This is a genomic window from Streptacidiphilus albus JL83 (assembly GCF_000744705.1).
Lineage (GTDB): Bacteria > Actinomycetota > Actinomycetes > Streptomycetales > Streptomycetaceae > Streptacidiphilus > Streptacidiphilus albus.
Map to the genome: position 1 here is coordinate 419,516 of NZ_JQML01000001.1, position 16,933 is coordinate 436,448.

The following is a 16,933-nucleotide window of genomic DNA, read 5'->3' on the forward strand; positions in this document are numbered from 1 at the left end:
ACGCAGGAAGTGGGTAGGACACCCGCATGTATGACGCAACCCTGAGCCGTCCCGGCTACCGGGTCCCGGCGAACACCCTGTTCGCCCAGACCATGACCTATGTGGCGGGCACCGCGGGCCTCTTCGCGCTCGGCTCCTACCTCGGCCGGAACCTGACCGGGTTCGCGAGCCTGATCGGCTTCGTCGCCGCCTTCGTCTGCCTGCTGGCCATGCGGGCCACGACCGGCCGGTCCCGTGCCGGGACGCTGGCCCTGCTGGGCGCGTTCGGCCTGTTCATGGGCGTGTCCGTCGCCCCGACCATCGCGTACTACGCCGCCGCGAACCCGCAGGCGCTGTGGCAGGCCGGTGGCGCGACCGCCCTGTTCATCGGCGCGCTCGGCTCGGCCGGCTACGCCACCCGACGCGACCTGTCCGGGCTCTCCCGGGCCTGCTTCTGGGCGCTGCTGGTGCTGATCCTGTTCGGGATCGTCACGATCTTCGTCCGGATCCCCCACAGCTCCCTGATCTACTCGATCGCCGGACTCGTGATCTTCGCCGGATTCACGCTGATCGACTTCCAGCGGCTGCGGCGCTCGCAGAACATCGAATCGGCCCCCTTCCTCGCGGCGTCGATCTTCCTCGACATCCTCAACGTCTTCCTCTTCTTCCTGAACATCTTCGGTCGGCGCGACTGAGGCGAGCCGCCCGGGTCCGTTCACACGCGCTGGGTCAGCGCGTCCTCGGCGACGGCACCCGCGGGGGCGGCGTGCTGCTGTCGCTCCGTCAGGAACAGCGAGCAGAGGAACCCGCCCAGGCCGAGGGCGGCGATCAGCACGAAGACGGCGCGGACGCTGCTGCTGTCGGCGGGGCCGCCGAGCGCCGGGGTGAGGAAGCCGCCCAGCGACAGTGACAGTGACAGTGCGAGCGACAGTGACAGTGACAGTGACAGCCCGAGGGTGGCCCCGCTCGCGGTGCCGACATGCCGGGGCAGGTAGGCGTGCGAGAGCGTGATCTGCGGGGCGAAGGGCAGGAACAGCCCGCATCCGAGGATCCCGGAGGCGGCCACCACGGTGATGGTGTCCCGGGCAGGACGATCACGACGGTCGCCAGCGCGGCCAGGAGGTAGCCGCCGCGGATGGTCCGCATCCGGCCGAACCTGTCCGCTGCCGGCCCCCTACAGGGGGACCGCCAGTAGGTCGGTGCCGCGGTGGGTCCGCTGGTACAGGACCTGCTGTCCGGTGCGGGTGCGGGTGACCAGTCCGGTGCGGTGCAGGATGCCGAGGTGGTAGGAGACCGTGCTGGTGGTGAGGAAGTGGCGCTCGCTCAGCTCCGTGGTGGTGCGGCCGGTGTGCAGGTCGGACAGCAGGCGTGCCCGGGTCACCCCGAGCAGGTCGTGGACCGTTGGCCTGGTGCGGGTCTCCGGCCCGCGCCGGCAGGGGTAGGCGAACATGGGCTGCCGTGTGGCGGGTCCCGGTATCGAGTCGATGACCACCCGTAGGTCCGTGGTGAACACCGAGGGAGTCAGCACCAGCCCGGTGCTGCCGGAGATCCGGCCTCGGAAGCGGCTGACCAGACTCAGTTGATCGTCGCTCCAGAGCAGTCCGGGATGCAGGGTGGCCAGCATGCCGGACAGTCCGTGGCGGGCGGTCGTCCGCGCCCGCCGGCCGATGTCCTCCTCCATGAGGGTGCGCAGAGCCATCCACTGCGGGGCGACGGCCCCCTCCCACAACTGGTGCAGCTCCGCCGCCGCCCGCTCGGCGAAGTCATGCTCCCCCTGCTCCAGGGCGTCGCGCACGGCCACGGGAACCGTCCGGCCCGCCAGGCGCTCCTCGCTGACGCCCCGGGCCATGGCCTGCAGCTCCCAGCGCAGACGGGCGGCATCGACGGTCGCGACCGCGTGCAGTTCCTCCTGCAGCTCGGCCGCCGGGGTCCGGGGCTGCGGGGTCAGGAAGTCCGGCACGTAGTCCCACGAACCGCTGAACAGCGAGCCCAGCAGCACGAGCCTCCGGTCGCGGACCGTCTCCTGGATCCTGCCCCGCCAACCACCGCCGCCCGGCGACGTGTTGTCACGCAGGAGGCCGAGCGCGCCGATCGCGGTGCTGAGCGGCGAGATCGCGAACCGGGTATTCGCGACGACGGCGCGGTCCATGTCGAGGTGGAGCACGGGACCTCCCGAGGTGAGCTGCCGGCCGCCCGAGCGTCCGGCGTCATGAGTATTCGAACCTGATCGAATCACTCGAGAGGCAGGCCCGTCCTCCGGTTTCCTTCAATCGGGAACGAACGGCAGGACGCCGATCACCTCTGCCGTCGTCGCTCCCACCGGTCGTCAGAGGGGAAGAGCCATGACCTAGCTCACGCGTACTGCGGTGTCCGGCGCCAACGCCGGACGCCTCCGGGGGTTCCCTCACGACGCCCCCGGACTCCGAGGAGCGATCTCGACTCCCGGAGCCAATCAGCCACCGAACACCAGGAGACACTGATGATCAGGAAGCACACCTCCGTCCGCCTCGCCGCTGCCGCCGCCACCGTCGGCTCGCTCTGCTTCATCGGCGTCGGGACGGCCTCGGCCACCGTGGTCCCGCCCGGCGACGGCGGCACCGCGTCCCTGCAGAACGCGGCGACCGGCAAGTGCATCGACGACAGCAACTACGGCCTGCGCGACTTCGTCTGCCAGGACCCGACCGGTCCCTACGCCGGCTTCCAGCAGTTCTCGCTCATGGTCCAGCCCGACGGCAACTTCGTGCTGCAGAACGCCGCCACGGGCAAGTGCATCGACGACAGCAACGCCGGTCTGCGGGACTTCGTCTGTCAGGACCAGAGCGGCCCCTACGCCGGCTTCCAGCAGTTCTCCCTCACGGTCCAGCCCGACGGCAAGTACGTGTTCAAGAACGCCGCCACCGGCAAGTGCATCGACGACAGCAACTACGGCCTTCGCGACTTCGTCTGCCAGGACCAGAGCGGCCCCTACGCCGGCTTCCAGCAGTTCTCGATCAGCTAGCACGGAGCGGTCAGCACCGCCCCCGGAGGTGCCGCTGCCCGCTGCCGAGGAATTGTCGGCAGCGGGCGGCGGGTGGGGAGAGCGCTAGAAGGCGCTCAGGCCGTTGGGGGTGCCCATGCCGGTGGGGCCGTCGTAGCCGGGCTTGGCGGTGCACTGGTAGTCGCCGCCGCAGTTCAGTTTGTAGACGTTGCTACCGGTGGTGATGTCGTTGAGGCCGGCCTTGGCGGCGGGAGCGTACAAGGCGGAGGCATTGGGGAACTTGCCGGGGTTGCCGGCCAGGGCGATGACGCCGGCGACGAAGGGGGTGGAGACGCTGGTGCCGCCGACCTCGCCCCAGCCGTTGAAGCCGTCGCTGGTGGCGTAGATCGCGGGGGCGGTGCTCGGGTCGCCGTCGGCGGCGACGTCCGAGGTCATGCGGCCGGGGCAGTTGGGGTCGGTCTGCCAGGCGGGCTTGGCGAACCAGGCCGAGCAGCCGCTGCCGCCGCGGTTCAGGGCGGATTCGGTCCAGCCACGGGCGTTGGTGGCCTTGGTCAGGGTGGTGGCGCCCACGGCTATGACGGTCGGATAGGCCGCCGGTGCCTCGGGGATGCCGTAGCCGTCGTCGCCGGAGGAGGCCAGGATGGCGACGCCGGGGTGGGAGTAGTCCTTGGCGAACTGCACGGCGGCGCCGGATTCGTCGTAGCCGTAGCTGTTGGAGATCTCGGTCGCGCCCAGCGTGGCCGCTTCGTCCACGGAGGCGGCCGTGTCGGCCTCGTTGCTGGAGTTGGCCTCTACCAGCAGGATGTGGCACTGCGGGCAGGCGGCCGAGACCATGTCGAGGTCGAGGGCGATCTCCACGCCCCAGTTCTGGTCGTAGGGGAGCGGGGCGGCGGCGCCGGTCTGGTTGACCTTGTGGAAGCAGCCGTTGGCCGTGGTGCAGGCCGGCAGGCCGTAGGTCGTCCGGTAGACGGCCAGGTCGGCTTCGGCGGTGGCGTCGTCCCCGGCGTCGACGATGGCGACCGTCTGACTGGCGCCGCCGGTGGCGGGCAGCTTGTAGGCCGATCGCAGGTCGGCGGGGCTCAAGCCCTTCGGCAGGGCTGTGGCCGCGCCGGTCTTGGCGGCCAGGCCGCGTACGCCGGTGCCGCCGTGGACGTCGGTGCGCAGCTCGGCGAAGCAGCGCGCGTGGCCGGGCGTGGCCGGGCCGCACACGTCGCGGACATTGCTCGTCGGCGGGGCCGCGTTGTGGCTGGTGGCCGCGTCGGCCGTGGTCGGAGCCAGGGTCAGCACGGCGGCGGCCAGTGCGGCGAGGCCCGCGCGGAGACGGTGGGTGTTCGAAGTCGTCATGTTCTGCTCCCGCGCTAGCTCAGTGAGCCGATGGTGTAGGCATTGGCGACGGTCTGGCTGATCGAGCCGGCGACGGCGTCGGTCGCGGTGACCTTCAGCCACGGGGTGGTGCCCTTGGCCGCGTTGTTCGGCCAGGTCGCCTTGTAGTGGCCGCCGCCGGTCGACACTGCCGTCGCCGCGACCCAGGTCTTGCCGGCGTCGTAGGACACCGAGACCGTCGCGCCGGTGATGGCTGCCGTGGAACCGGTCCCGTTGTAGCTCTGGTGCCCGACGGTCAGGTCCAGGGTCTGCACCGCCGAGTGGCTGGTGTTCAGGCCGTCGGTGCCCTGCAGGGCGTAGCTCAGGTTCAGCAGCGGCAGGATCTGGCAGCGGGTGGTGCTCGTGCCCTGTGCGGAGCAGGTGTCACCGGACGGCAGGGTCGGGTTGCCGGTCGGCTGGTACCGGAACGAGAGGTCGGTGTGCGTCGAGGTGGACTGCGTGAACCCGAAGGCGCTCAGGTCCTGGTCGAGCACCATGCGGTAGGTACCGGCCTGCTGGGTGATCCCGGTCAGTTCGGTCTTCGCGGCGTTGGGGACGGATGCCACCTGAGTGCCGTCCCGGTAGACGGTCAGGCTGCCGGTGACCGCGCCCCCGATCGAGCCGGAGGAGTCCGGGTTGGTATCGTCCAGCGGCGACAGGCCGAGGTCCATGGTCGTGCCGTCCACGCAGGCGTTGCACGGGAGTGCGCCCTTGAACTGGCCCACCTGCGGGGTCAGCGGACCCTGGCCCCACGTGCGGGTGACGGTCTTGCCCACCGGGTAGGCGGTGGCGGGGTTGCTGGTGTCCAGCGAGACCGACCCGTAGACGGGGTTCGTCGGGAGCGAGGCGTAGAAATAGCCCTGACCCCAGCTGTAGCCCGGCAGCGGGGCGCTGAGGTAGTCGGTGAGCGTGCCGGGGGTCGGCACGGACTCCGAGTCCTCGATCGCGCTCGCGGCGGCGGAGACGGGGCCGACCTCGTAGGTCCCGCTGTCGCCGCTCGCGACGGCCGGGTCGATGTCGAAGACGTCGCGGTTGGTGGCCAGTTGGCTCTGGGCGACGCTGAACACCTGCTTCGCGTCGATGTGGTTGGCCGACGGGAACATCAGGTCGTAGCGGTACTGGTCGGAGGTGCCGGCCGGTCCGACGCCGGCCCAGTCGACCTGCTCGGCGAAGGAGCCGACCTTGGCCGCCGGTGCCGGGCTCACGTAGATCGGCCCGCCACCGAACAGGTTCACGCTGCCCGTCAGACCGGCGGCGTCACCGCGAGTCAGGTTGACCTGTGCCATGTCGGCGGTGGCCGGCTTCGGCGTGGCGACCGTGACCGGAACCGTCGCGGTCCGCTCGTTGACGTTCAACTGCGTGGTGACGGAGGGGGCGACCGTGAAATCCTGGGTCGCGACCAGGTACGTCGTCACGACGCCCGTCGTGGGGTTGGTCTCGTAGAACGTGGTGTAGGCGGCGTAGTGGCCGGTCGGCACCGCGACCCGGGCGACGCCGCTCGCGATGGCCATCGGCGTGGACCATCTGGTGACCGAGTCCGTGTTCACCAGGAACACCGACCCGCTGGCCGTGGTCGTCGAGCCGGTGAGGTCGGTGGCGTTGACCTGCAGGATGCCCATCACATAGTGCGCGACCGCACCGTTCGGCCCGGCCGCGGCAGCCGGGGCGGCCGAGGAGAGCGTGGGGATGTCGTACTTCGACATGTCGATCGGGGGGCGGCCCGCGGCCAGCGCCGCCAGCGGGATCACGTAGGCGTGGCCGGCACCGACGTCGTACTTCACGGCCGGGACCGGGCGGCCCTTCGCGTCGAGCACCGAGTACCCGGCGTGCGCCCCCGATCCGTGGACCAGCACGCGGTCTCCGCTCGGCAGGGGGTACGCCCGTGCGGAACCGCCGACTGACGATCCGTTCGCGGGAATGCCGTTCGCGGACGCTCCGGTCGGGGCGACCACAACGAGCATGCCGCCCGCGAGCACCGCAGTCGCGGCGAGCGCGACGCGTCGAGATATCGCTACCAAAACACTTCCTCCATACCTGGTTCGGTCTCTGTGATGCATCGAGGCGATGAACCGACCGGAGAGACGAAGCAGCACCGGACCAGGTTGTAAAGAGATGGCAAAACTCCCAGGAATGGCAACTCCCTGGGTGAGCACCGCACTGTCGAATCCGCCGCAGGTGCGGGCCGACCTGCTCGGCCGGTCTCCGCACACGGAGGGATGGCTGTACGCGAACATCGACGCCGGGAACAGCATCGCCGCGGCGCTCGGCCGTCAACGCGATTTCGCTCGCCGTCGAAATCGAATTCCTGCACGCTTCCTGCACGTCCGGCCGGACGGTCCCCCCAGCCCATCCACCCATCGCCACGGGAACGAGTCCGGCCGACGCACCCCCGGGGCCGGAACTCCGAACTCTCATCGACGGCGTCACCAGCGGCTGCGGTCCTGGTTCGCCCGGGCCCGCCAGTGAGCGAGGTTGTGCTCGGTGATGAGGGTCTCGGGGTGCTTCGGTCCGAGTACTCGCCGACGGTCGGCCAGCAGTTGTTCGTATGCGGTGACGGCGGCGGCCGGGTCGCCTGCCTGGCCGCGGAAGTGGGCGAGGTTGTTGCGGCTGGTGAGGGTGTCGGGGTGGTCCGGGCCGAGTACCCGCAGGCGGTCGGCCAGCACTTCCTCAGCAGCGGTGGCGGCGCCGGCCGCGTCCCCTGCCCGACTCCGCCAGAGGGCGACATTCTCCCGGCAGGTGAAGGTCTCGGGGTGGTCCGGGCCGAGCACGCGCACCACGGCGGTCAGCAACTCGGTATAGGCATCGACGGCGCCGGTCGCGTCCCCTGCCAGACCCCGACAGCGCGCGAGCGAGTTCCGGGTGCGGAGGGTGTCCAGGTCGTCCGGGCCGAGCGCCCGGACGATGCCCGGCAGTACCTGTTCGAAGCCGGTGACGGCGCCGACCCTGTCCCCCGCCTCTCCCCGCCAGTGCGCCAGCAGACCGCGGTGGTTGAGGGTGATGAGATGGTCCGGACCGAGTACCTGGACCATGTCGGACAGCAGTTGTTCGAGCGCGGCGAGGGCGCCCGGAACATCCCCCGACTGGCCCCGCCAGTGCGCTTGTACGCCCCGGGTGTTGAGGGTGTCGGGGTGGTCGGCGCCGAGCACCCGGACCATGTCGGTCACCAGCTGTTCGAACGCGGCGCCGGAGCCCACCGCATCCCCCGCCTCGGCCAGCGAGGAGGCGTGGTAGTGCTGGGTGGCGAAGGCCTCGAAGTGGTCCTGGGCCTCCAGCCGCCGCACCGCGTGGTCCAGTGCCTGGCCGAAGTCCGGGTCCTGCTGGGCGGCTTCGTCCAGCGCCTCCCGCACCCGCTGCCGGGTGCGGTCGCTCGGTGCGTCCTGCCCGGCCTCGGCCTCCTCGGCCAGCTTCCTGAGCGCGGGGGCATCGCCCAGCTTGCGGCTGACCAGATCGTGGAGCCGGTCCGTCCAGGCCTCCAGGGTGTACTCGACCTCCGCACCCGCCGGTTCCGCCCGCTGCTCCTCCCCGCGGGCCGCCCGCGCGAACACGTACCCGACCGCGATCTCTCCGACTGCCACCGAACCCCCAGTTGATCTCCGACGTCGGAGCAGACCGTACCCGTCACCCGCCCGGAGAAGAAACAGCCGATCACCGGCAGGCCGGTGTCCGCCGGCTCCGTCGGCCCCCGCTGAGCTGGGCTTCGGCCCGGGCAACCACTGTGCCGCGCCTTGATTTGCGCAGTCGGATTGCGTAGTTCTACCGATGCGTTCGGCTTCCGCCGCTGGGCAGAGTCGGCTCGGGTCTCGCGGTTGCTCGGAGCGACTGGCGCGGACGGCGACCCGGACGCGCACGGCGTCACAGCCGTTCGAGCAAATCGGTCATGCGTTTCACAGTTGACACACAGTAAGGCAAATCTCGGCCCATGCCTGCAGATGAGCAGACCGTCCCGGTGCCCGGGACCGCGCCGAACCCCACGGCGCCGCAGGCCGAGGCGAAGGGCAGCTCCTGGAAGACGCTGCTGGCCGTCGCCGTACTGGTGGCGCTCGGCGGCTCGCTGGCCGGGTGCCGCTGACCGAGAGCGGCAAGTCGAGCACCACCGGCAGCAGCAGCGCCGGGCGGGTCCCGGCCGCCGCGAAGTCCCCGACCGCGACCGCGACCACGACCACGACCGCCGGCGCGGCGAACCCCGGTGCCTCGTCGGCCGGCGGCCTGCCCGGCTCCGTCGGCGGCGGCTCGGCGTCCGCCACCGCAGCGAGCTACACCCCGCTGGTGAGCAAGGTCGAACTGGACATCCCGGCGAGCCTGTACGCCACCGAGGCCGACCAGGTCGACCTGGTCGGCGGCAAGGTGGCCCCTCCCACCACCGCCCCGAAGTGGGCGCTCGAACTGGTGCACGCGAGCCCCACCGGTAGCGCCACGGCCGACTCCTTCACCGGGGCCGGCTTCGACCCCTCCGACTTCGCCGTGCTCACCGACCCGGCGTCCACCCCGGCCCAGTGCAACACCGCGATCGACACCCAGCCCGAAGCCACCGTCGGCTTCGCCCAGGTGAACGGCGGCCGGCTGCTCTGCATCCGCGACCGCGGCACCAACAGCATCGCGATCGCCACCATCGAGACCGCCGACGTGCAGACCGGCGAGGTCAAGCTCTCGGTGAGCACCTGGCAGGCCGACTCCTGCCCCCGTTCCACCCGGCCCGGCTCAGCTGTCCGCGGTGAGTTGCTCCCACGCGGGGTCGGGCCGGTGTCCGGCCATGAAGTGCAGGAACTCGGTGGTGAAGGCGGCTCTGGTGAGGTCTCCGTCGGGGGTGGTGGCCAGTTGGTGCGAGAAGCCGGTGTGCAGCAGCCGGTGGTACTCCTCGGGGGAGATCGTGCCGCTGTGCTCGCTGTCGGTGGCGTCGAACAGGACGTCGGCGAGGTTGACCAGCGCCGGCGTGGGCAGGGTCGAGGCGCCGTCCACGTACTGCTGCATGGTGATCACGCCGTCGCCGTCGGCGTCCAGGGCCGTGCTCAACTCCTGCCACCAGTCGTGGAACGCGGCGTACACGGCCGACTCCGGTTCGGCGTCCAGGTCCAGGCGGCAGGCGACTTCACGGGCGAGCGAGGCCAGGTCGGGCCAGCCGAGAGTGCCGTCGCCGGTCTGGTCGAGCACCTGGGTGAAGAAGCGCTCCGCCGGCCACGCCGCGGCCTCCCGGCCGGGCCGGGCGGTGGCGGCAGTGGCGGTGGCGGCCGCGTTCGGGCGGACGGTTCGGACGACCGAGGTCAGGGCGCTGGCACCGCGCAGCAGCGCCCCGAACACCGCGGCGACCGGCTGCTGGTCGTCCTCGGCGTCCAGCAGGTCCGCCAGGGCCCAGGGACTGGTCACGCTCGGCAGACAGAGCGCTGCCAGGCCAGTGCCCTGGTACGCGCCGACCATGAGCACGTCCGAGAGGACGGTGCTGTTGATCCGGACGCGGTCGCGGAACGTCGGAGGCAGCGAGGCGATGGTGATGTGGGCGGCTATCGGCCCGGCGATCGAGCGGACCGCGACCCACGCGCTCCGCTGGCTTCGCAGCAGCGGGGGCGGGGGCACCGTGTCGAGCAGGCGGTGCAGGACGGAGTCGACGGCGGCGGAGTGTTCGAGGCGTTCGGAGAGCATCCGCTCGTAGTAGGGCCAGAAGTGCGGGAGCTGCTCGGGCAGCGCCGCCGGGTCGTCGCCGAAGGCGGCCAGCAGCAACCGGAACTCCGCGTAGAGCTGTTGCTGGGCGGCCCAGTCCAAGGGACGGGTGCTGTTGCGGCGCATGGCCACCGTGGATTCGAAGAGGGTCGCGTGGACCCAGGCGCGCGCCTCCGGGTCCATGGCGGTGAACCCGGCCCCGTCCGCGCCGACGCCCGTGATCCGGGCGTGCATCCGGTTGAGCCTGGCCACTTCGCGTTCCCGCACCTCGGAGCGCTCGTCGAAGAGGCGTTGCAGGCTGACCATGGTGTTGTGCAGCCGCCGCCACGGATGGGTGAGGAAGGTGGAGTCATCCATCAGGGCGGCGGCGATCTGCGGATGGGCCGCCTGCAGGACGACCGCGCGGACCATCGCGAGCCCCCAGCCGAGCTCGCCGCTCAGCTCGCGCAACAGGGGGTACGGGGTGGTGTCCGGCATCGATTCAGGCAAGGTTCGCTCCCATGGGGACATGCGCGGTGGTCTGCGGGCGGGCGCCGAATCGGCGCTGACGGCGGCTGAAGGCGTCGAGGCACCGCAGGAAGGGTTCGGTGCCGAAGTCGGGCCACAGCTCCGGCGGGAAGATCCACTCCGCGTAGGCGACCTGCCAGAGCATGAAGTTCGAGATCCGCTGCTCCCCCGAGGTGCGGATGACCAGATCGACATCCGGTGTGTCGGGGAGCGGCAGATGCGCTGCGAGCAGTTCCTCGGTCACCGCGTTCGCCGGGATGCCGCTGCGGATCAGCGACTGGGCGGCCTGGACCAGATCGCCGCGTCCGCCGTGGCCGAACGCCGCGGTGAGCGTCATGCCGCGGTTCTCCCGCGTCAGATTCTCCAGATCGGCGATGTCGCGGCGCAGCGCGGCGGGGAACCGGGGGTCGGCGGCGCCCAGGAAGCGGCAGCGGATGCCTTTCGCGTGCAGCCCCAGCGCGTGTCGGCGGATGGTGCGCTGCACCAGCTTCATCAGGAACGCCACCTCGTCGGGCGGGCGGCGCCAGTTCTCGCTGGAGAACGCGTACAGGGTGAGCCAGCGCACACCGACGCTGCGCGCCGCGTCGATGACATCCAACGCCGCGTCCTGGCCGGCGCGGTGACCGGCGTTCTCCGGCAGGGATTGCCTCGCGGACCATCTCCTGTTGCCATCCATGATGCAGGCCACGTGGGCGGGAGGAGTAAACGACACAAGAGCATGTGTGCCCGCCGAATGGCCGGGAAAGCCCATATGACACGAACGAGGTACGCAATGCGATGCGTCGAGCTGCCCTGGCAGGACGGCGACTTGGCGGCACCGGGCCAGGATCCCGGTGTCCGGCCGAGGCGTTGGTCGCGTCGGGTGGCACCGGGTGGCACCGGGTGGCGCGTCCCGGGTCAGCCCCGGAGCCGGTCGGTGACCCATGCGTGGAACGCCCCGATGTGGTGCTCGCTCGGCACCAGGACGCCGCCGGCCCGGTAGGCGCGCGAGTCCATGGCGGGCTGGCAGCGCTCGCAGGCCTCGAAGTCCTGCACATTGACCCGGTGGAACAGCTCCACCGAGCGGGAGACGTCGGTGCCGGCGTCGACGACGTCCTTGACGAAGAGCCAGTCGCACTCGACCACCGTGCGGTCGGCGGCGAGCGGGAACATCCGGTGCACGATGACGTGGTCGGGCACCAGGTTCACGAAGACCTGCGGCTTGACGGTGATCGCGTAGTACCTGCGGTCCTGGTCGTCGGAGACGGTCGGGATCCGGTCCACGCCCGCGCTGCCGTCGACCGTGAAGCCCTCGACCTCCCCGGCGAACTCGGCGCCGTGGCCCACGTAGTACTGCGCGGCGTATCCGCTGGCGAACTCGGGCAGTACCTCGGTCAGTTCGGGGTGGATGGTCGCGCAGTGGTAGCACTCCATGAAGTTCTCGACGATCAGCTTCCAGTTGGCGCGCACCTCGTAGCGGATCCGGCGGCCGACCGAGAGCCCGTCGATCTGGTAGCGGTCGATGGCGGCCGGGTCGCCGAGCCGCTCCGTCGCGGCGGCGATCACGTCCGCCTCGAACGACGGCGGTTCGTCGGCCAGGCAGACCCACACGTAGCCGAGCCACTCGCGCACCTGCACCGGGACCAGCCCGAAGGCGGTCCGGTCCACGTCCGGCATGCTGGTCAGGTTGGGCGCGGCGACCAGCTTGCCGTCCAGGCCGTAGGTCCAGGCGTGGTACGGGCACTGGAAGGCGCGCTTGACCTCGCCGCTCTGCTCCGTGCACAGCCGCGCCCCCCGGTGCCGGCAGATGTTGAGGAACGCCTTGACGCCGTGGTCGCGGGCGCGGGTCACCAGCACGCTCTCCCGACCGACCTGCACCGTCCGGAAGCTCCCCGGCCGGTCGAGGTCGCCCGCGCGGACCGCGCAGAACCACATCCGCTCGAAGATCTGCTCCTGCTCCAGCGCGAAGATCTGCGGATCCGTGTAGGAGGATCCGGGAAGGGTGCGGATCAGGCTCGGAGGGAGCTCGGTCGCGGTCACGGCGGTGTGCCTTTCGTCAGGAGAGCGCACGGCTGGGGAACGTCCGGCGGGGGCCGGCGCGGCGGGGGCGGGCCCGGCGGGGCGGCGCGGGTCGAACCGCGCGCGGCGGGCGGTCAGCAGCGGAGCCGGGTCATCTTCGGGTCGAACAGCGGCTCCTCGGTGACCGTGGCCGGCAGGTGCTCGCCGAAGTACCCGACGGTCACCCGGGTGCCGGGTTCCGCGGCGGCCCTGGGCAGCCAGGCGTAGGCGATCGAGGCGCCGATGGTGTAGCCGTACGCCGCGCTGGTGACGTAACCGGCGGGGGCGCCGTCCAGGTGCACCGGCTCCCTGCCCATGACCACGGCCCGCGGATCGTCCAGCAGCAGGCAGGCGAGCCTGCGGGACACGGTCTGCTCGCTGAGGCCGAGCAGCGCGTGGCGTCCGACGAAGTCGCCCTTCTCCATCCGGACGGCGAAGCCGAGACCCGCCTCGTAGGGGTTGTGCTCGGCGGTCAGGTCGGTTCCCCAGGAGCGGTAGCCCTTCTCCAGCCGCAGGCTGTTGAAGGCGCTGCGTCCGGCGGCGACCACGCCGAGGCGCTGCCCGGCGGCCCACAGGGTGTCCCACAGCCTGGGGCCGCAGTCGGCGGTGGTGTAGAGCTCCCAGCCGAGCTCGCCGACGTAGGACAGCCGCATCGCGGTGACCGGGACGTCGCCGAGGGCGGCCTGCTTGGCCTTGAAGTAGCCGAAGCCCCGGTGGGAGAAGTCCGCGTCGGTGAGCGGCTGGACCAGGTCGCGGGCGAGCGGACCCCACACGCCGATGCAGCAGGTGCCGGCGGTGGTGTCGCGGACCTGGACCGTGCCGTCCTCGGGCAGGTGGCGGGTGATCCAGTCGAGGTCCAGGGCGCCGTTGGCGCCGACCTGGAACCGCTCCCGGCCGAGCCGGGCCACCGTCAGGTCGCTGCGCACGCCGCCGGTCCCGTCCAGCATCAGGGTGTAGGTGACGGAGCCGACCGGCTTGTCGAGCTGATTGGTGGTCAGGTACTGCAGCAGGGCCAGCGAGCCGGGACCGGTGACCTCCAGCCGCTTGAGCGCGGTCATGTCGTACATCGCCACGCGCTCGCGGGTGGCGATGGCTTCGGCGCCCGCGATCGGGGACCAGTAGCGCGAGGCCCAGGACCCGCGACCGGGGACGGCCGCGACCTCGGGCAGCTCCCCGTTGGCCTCGTACCAGTGCGGCCGCTCCCAGCCGGTGGCCTCCAGGAAGAAGGCGCCGAGCTCGCGCTGGCGCGCGTGGAAGGGGGACACCCGCAGCGGGCGCGGCTCCGCCATCGGCTGGAGGGGGTGGATGATGTCGTAGACCTCGACGAAGTTCTGGCAGCTGCGCCGGTGGACGTAGGCGGGGGTGAGCTGCACCGGCTCGAAGCGGTTGAGGTCGCACTCGTGGACGTCGGTCCGCGGCGCGCCCTCGACCAGCCACTCGGCCATCGCCTTGGCCACGCCTGCGGAGTGGGTCACCCAGACCGCCTCGGCGACCCAGAAGCCGCGCAGCTCCGGGGACTCCCCCAGCAGCGGGAAGCCGTCGGCGGTGAAGGAGAAGATCCCGTTGAAGCCCTCCTCCACCTCGGCCCGGGCGAGCGCGGGCAGCAGTTGCCGCGAGTCGGCCCAGGACCGGGCGAAGTCCTCCTCGGTGAACGGCAGCACCGAGGGCATCGGCGCCGTCGGCGCGGTCGGGGGCGGAGCCACGTCGTCGATGTCGACGGGCATGGGGCGGTGGGCGTAGGAGCCGATGCCGATCCGGTCGCCGTGTTCGCGGTAGTAGAGATCGCGGTCCTGGTGGCGGAGGATCGGCTTGGACGCCTCCAGCTCGTCGGTGTTGTGGCCGGCCAGGTCGGGCACCGGGGTGGTCCTGGCGTACTGGTGCGCGAGCGGGACCAGCGGAACGGTCAGCCCGGCCATCCGGCCGATCTTCGGGCCCCAGAACCCGGCGCAGGAGACGACCACATCGGCGCGGAAGTCGCCCCGGTCGGTGACGACGGCGGTGATCCGCCCGCCGGACGACTCGAAACCGGTGACGGTGTGGTGCGGCAGGAACCGGGCGCCGCGTTCGATCGCGCGCCGGGCCTGCGCCTCGCCGGCGCGGACGGCCTTGGCCAGTCCGTCGGTGGGCACGTACAGGCCCCCGAGGACCCGGTCGCGGTCGAGCAGCGGGTGCCGGGTGGCGCACTGGTCGGGGTCGAGCAGTGCGGCTGTCACTCCCCAGGAGGTCGCCAGCCCGTGCCTGCGGTTCAGTTCGGCGAGCCGCTCCGGGGTGGTCGCCACCTCCAGCCCGCCGACCTGCCGGAAGCACCACTGCCCGTCGAGGGTGAGCTCCGAGTACTTGCGCACGGTGTACGCGGCGAACTCGGTCATGGTCTTGGACGCGTTGGTCTGGAAGACCAGTCCGGGTGCGTGCGAGCTCGACCCGCCGGTGGCGAAGAGGGGGCCCTGCTCCAGCACGGTGACATCGGTCCAGCCCCGTGCGGTGAGCTCGTCGCTCAGCGCGCAGCCGACGATGCCGGCGCCGACGATCACGACTCTCGGTTGGACTGTCAAAGCATCCGTCCCCTCGGGAGGTTGCTGCGGCGGGCTGGGGCCGGCCGGCGGTCCAACCGGCTGGGACAGCGGGCCGATCGGCCAGGACAGTGCACAAGTTGCATATAGCGCACCGCTATGCGTGATGTGAGACAGCCTCATCCGCGCGGCGCGGCCTGTCAAGAGCCCCGCCCCGGGAGGCGCGGCCGGGGTCGACGGCGCCCGCCCGCCACCCCCCTTGACAGGGGTATGGGGCCCTTCCATACTCACCGCAAGTTGCGGATGGGGACAGACGTCTCGCATCGCGCAACTCCCTGAGGAGGCGGCAGCCTGTGCCCTCATCCACCGACCCAGCGCGCCTGCTCATCGACGGCGTATGGACGCCCGCCGAGTCGGGCCGACGACGAGCGGTCGTCAACCCCTTCGACGCGTCCGTGGTGACGAGCGCCGCCGAGGCGTCGGCAGCCGACACGGACCGCGCCGTGCGCGCCGCCCGGGCCGCCTTCGACGAGGGCTCCTGGGCCCACGCGCCGACCGCCCGCCGTGCGGGCGTGCTCACCGCGACCGCGGACGCACTCCAGGAGCACCGCGAGGAGTTGGCCCGGCTGGAGACGCTCGACACCGGCAAGACCCTGGCGGAGAGCCGGATGGACGTCGACGACGCCACGGCCGTACTGCGCTACTACGCGGCGCTGGCGACCTCCGACGCGGGCCGCACGGTGGACACCGGACGACCCGACGCGATCAGCCGCGTGGTGTACGAGCCGGTCGGCGTGTGCGCGCTGATCACGCCCTGGAACTACCCGCTGCTGCAGATCTCCTGGAAGCTCGCCCCCGCCCTCGCCGCGGGCAACACCCTGGTGGCCAAGCCCAGCGAGGTCACCCCGCTGACCACGGTCCGCCTCTTCGAGCTGCTGCAGGAGCAGTTGACGCAGGCCGGCGCCCCCAGCGGCACGGCCAACCTGGTCCTGGGCGGCGGCGCCGTCGGCGCCGCCCTCGCCGAGCATCCGCAGGTCGACCTGGTCTCCTTCACCGGGGGCGCGGTCAGCGGCCGTTCGGTGATGCGGGCCGCGGCCCTGACGGTCAAGAAGGTCGCCCTGGAACTCGGCGGCAAGAACCCCAACATCGTCTTCGCGGACGCCCACCTCGACGCCGCCGTCGACTTCGCGCTCACCGCCGCCTTCCTCCACTCCGGCCAGGTCTGCTCGGCAGGCTCACGGCTGCTGCTGCACCGCAGCCTGCACGCCGGCTTCACCGCCGAACTGGCCCGCCGGGCCGACCTGATCCGGCTCGGCGACGGTCTCGCAAAGGGCACCGAGACCGGTCCGCTGGTCACCGCCGAGCACCGCGACAAGGTCGAACGCCTGATCGCCGGCGCCGTCGCCGAGGGAGCGGTGCTCCGGGCCGGCGGCGGTCGGCCCACCGAGCCGGAGCTGCAGGCGGGCTTCTTCCTGCGGCCCACCGTGCTGGACGGCTGCCACGCCGGCATGACCATCGTCCGCGAGGAGGTCTTCGGACCGGTGCTGACCGTCGAACTCTTCGACGACGAGGACGAGGTGGTGGCCCTGGCCAACGACACCCCCTACGGCCTGGCCGGCGCCGTGTGGACGCAGGACGTGGGACGCGGCGAGCGCGTCGCGTCGCGGCTGCGCCTCGGGACCGTCTGGATCAACGACTACCACCCCTACGTGCCGCAGGCCGAGTGGGGCGGGTTCAAGCAGTCCGGCACGGGTCGCGAGCTCGGCCCGTCCGGTCTCCGCGAGTACCAGGAGGCCAAGCACATCTGGCGCACCGTCACCCCTGCCGCCCAGCACTGGTTCGCCGGCTGACGGCAACAGCTCTCCCCGGTCCTCGCAGCACGCACACTCCCCACGCCCCTGCCTGCCTA

General features: G+C 71.5%; 14 protein-coding genes. 4 read left to right on the top strand and 10 right to left on the bottom strand.

The features are described 5' to 3' along the window. Window positions 1–26 precede the first annotated feature (26 nt). Complete coding sequence (locus BS75_RS01910) at window positions 27–674, top strand: Bax inhibitor-1/YccA family protein (protein WP_034086928.1); 648 nt, start codon at window positions 27–29, stop codon at window positions 672–674. 20 nt (window positions 675–694) lie between these two features. On the opposite strand, the gene BS75_RS01915 is transcribed toward BS75_RS01910, so the two are convergent. Both BS75_RS01915 and BS75_RS01920 read right to left on the bottom strand, forming a co-directional pair. After that, a complete protein-coding gene (locus BS75_RS01915; protein WP_152645986.1) occupies window positions 695–1,045 on the bottom strand; it encodes a hypothetical protein in 351 nt (116 codons plus the stop codon). Between the two features lie 108 nt (window positions 1,046–1,153). Then, window positions 1,154–2,143 carry an ArsR/SmtB family transcription factor gene (locus tag BS75_RS01920; RefSeq protein WP_034086930.1) on the bottom strand — a complete coding sequence of 330 codons (990 nt, stop codon included), beginning with the start codon at window positions 2,141–2,143 and terminating at the stop codon, window positions 1,154–1,156. 315 nt (window positions 2,144–2,458) lie between these two features. On the opposite strand from BS75_RS01920, the gene BS75_RS01925 reads away from it, so the two are divergent. Continuing rightward, the gene (locus BS75_RS01925) at window positions 2,459–2,977 is read left to right on the top strand and encodes an RICIN domain-containing protein (RefSeq protein ID WP_034086931.1); all 519 of its coding nucleotides are present in this window, start codon (window positions 2,459–2,461) and stop codon (window positions 2,975–2,977) included. A gap of 84 nt (window positions 2,978–3,061) precedes the next feature. Here the strand turns inward: BS75_RS01925 and BS75_RS01930 are convergent, their stop codons facing one another. From BS75_RS01930 to BS75_RS01940, 3 genes are all read right to left on the bottom strand, one after another. Continuing rightward, on the bottom strand, window positions 3,062–4,300 hold the full coding sequence (locus BS75_RS01930; protein WP_034086932.1) for a S53 family peptidase: 1,239 nt from the start codon (window positions 4,298–4,300) through the stop codon (window positions 3,062–3,064). Window positions 4,301–4,314: 14 nt separating this feature from the next. Then, complete coding sequence (locus tag BS75_RS01935; protein ID WP_034086933.1) at window positions 4,315–6,171, bottom strand: hypothetical protein; 1,857 nt, start codon at window positions 6,169–6,171, stop codon at window positions 4,315–4,317. Window positions 6,172–6,741: 570 nt separating this feature from the next. Then, complete coding sequence (locus BS75_RS01940; protein ID WP_052069109.1) at window positions 6,742–7,893, bottom strand: tetratricopeptide repeat protein; 1,152 nt, start codon at window positions 7,891–7,893, stop codon at window positions 6,742–6,744. A gap of 344 nt (window positions 7,894–8,237) precedes the next feature. On the opposite strand from BS75_RS01940, the gene BS75_RS47670 reads away from it, so the two are divergent. Then, window positions 8,238–8,387, top strand: coding sequence for a hypothetical protein (locus BS75_RS47670; RefSeq protein ID WP_156164196.1), 150 nt, complete (start codon window positions 8,238–8,240; stop codon window positions 8,385–8,387). 184 nt (window positions 8,388–8,571) lie between these two features. Here the strand turns inward: BS75_RS47670 and BS75_RS01945 are convergent, their stop codons facing one another. The 5 genes from BS75_RS01945 to BS75_RS01965 form a co-directional block, all read right to left on the bottom strand. After that, complete coding sequence (locus tag BS75_RS01945) at window positions 8,572–8,976, bottom strand: hypothetical protein (protein ID WP_152645985.1); 405 nt, start codon at window positions 8,974–8,976, stop codon at window positions 8,572–8,574. Window positions 8,977–9,016: 40 nt separating this feature from the next. After that, complete coding sequence (locus BS75_RS01950) at window positions 9,017–10,459, bottom strand: oxygenase MpaB family protein (RefSeq protein WP_160312276.1); 1,443 nt, start codon at window positions 10,457–10,459, stop codon at window positions 9,017–9,019. Continuing rightward, on the bottom strand, window positions 10,452–11,228 hold the full coding sequence (gene uppS, locus BS75_RS01955; RefSeq protein ID WP_174515064.1) for a polyprenyl diphosphate synthase: 777 nt from the start codon (window positions 11,226–11,228) through the stop codon (window positions 10,452–10,454). The genes BS75_RS01950 and uppS overlap by 8 nt, the downstream gene beginning before the upstream one ends. 146 nt (window positions 11,229–11,374) lie before the next feature. Then, window positions 11,375–12,496 (bottom strand): aromatic ring-hydroxylating oxygenase subunit alpha, encoded by a 1,122-nt coding sequence (locus tag BS75_RS01960; RefSeq protein WP_034086936.1) that lies wholly within the window; start codon window positions 12,494–12,496, stop codon window positions 11,375–11,377. 113 nt (window positions 12,497–12,609) lie between these two features. Beyond that, window positions 12,610–15,045 carry a GcvT family protein gene (locus BS75_RS01965; protein ID WP_408022511.1) on the bottom strand — a complete coding sequence of 812 codons (2,436 nt, stop codon included), beginning with the start codon at window positions 15,043–15,045 and terminating at the stop codon, window positions 12,610–12,612. 332 nt (window positions 15,046–15,377) lie between these two features. Between BS75_RS01965 and BS75_RS01970 the strand changes: the two genes are divergently transcribed. After that, window positions 15,378–16,874: an aldehyde dehydrogenase family protein gene (locus tag BS75_RS01970; RefSeq protein WP_231607653.1), complete on the top strand. Its 1,497-nt coding sequence runs from the start codon at window positions 15,378–15,380 to the stop codon at window positions 16,872–16,874. The last annotated feature ends 59 nt before the right edge of the window (window positions 16,875–16,933 follow it).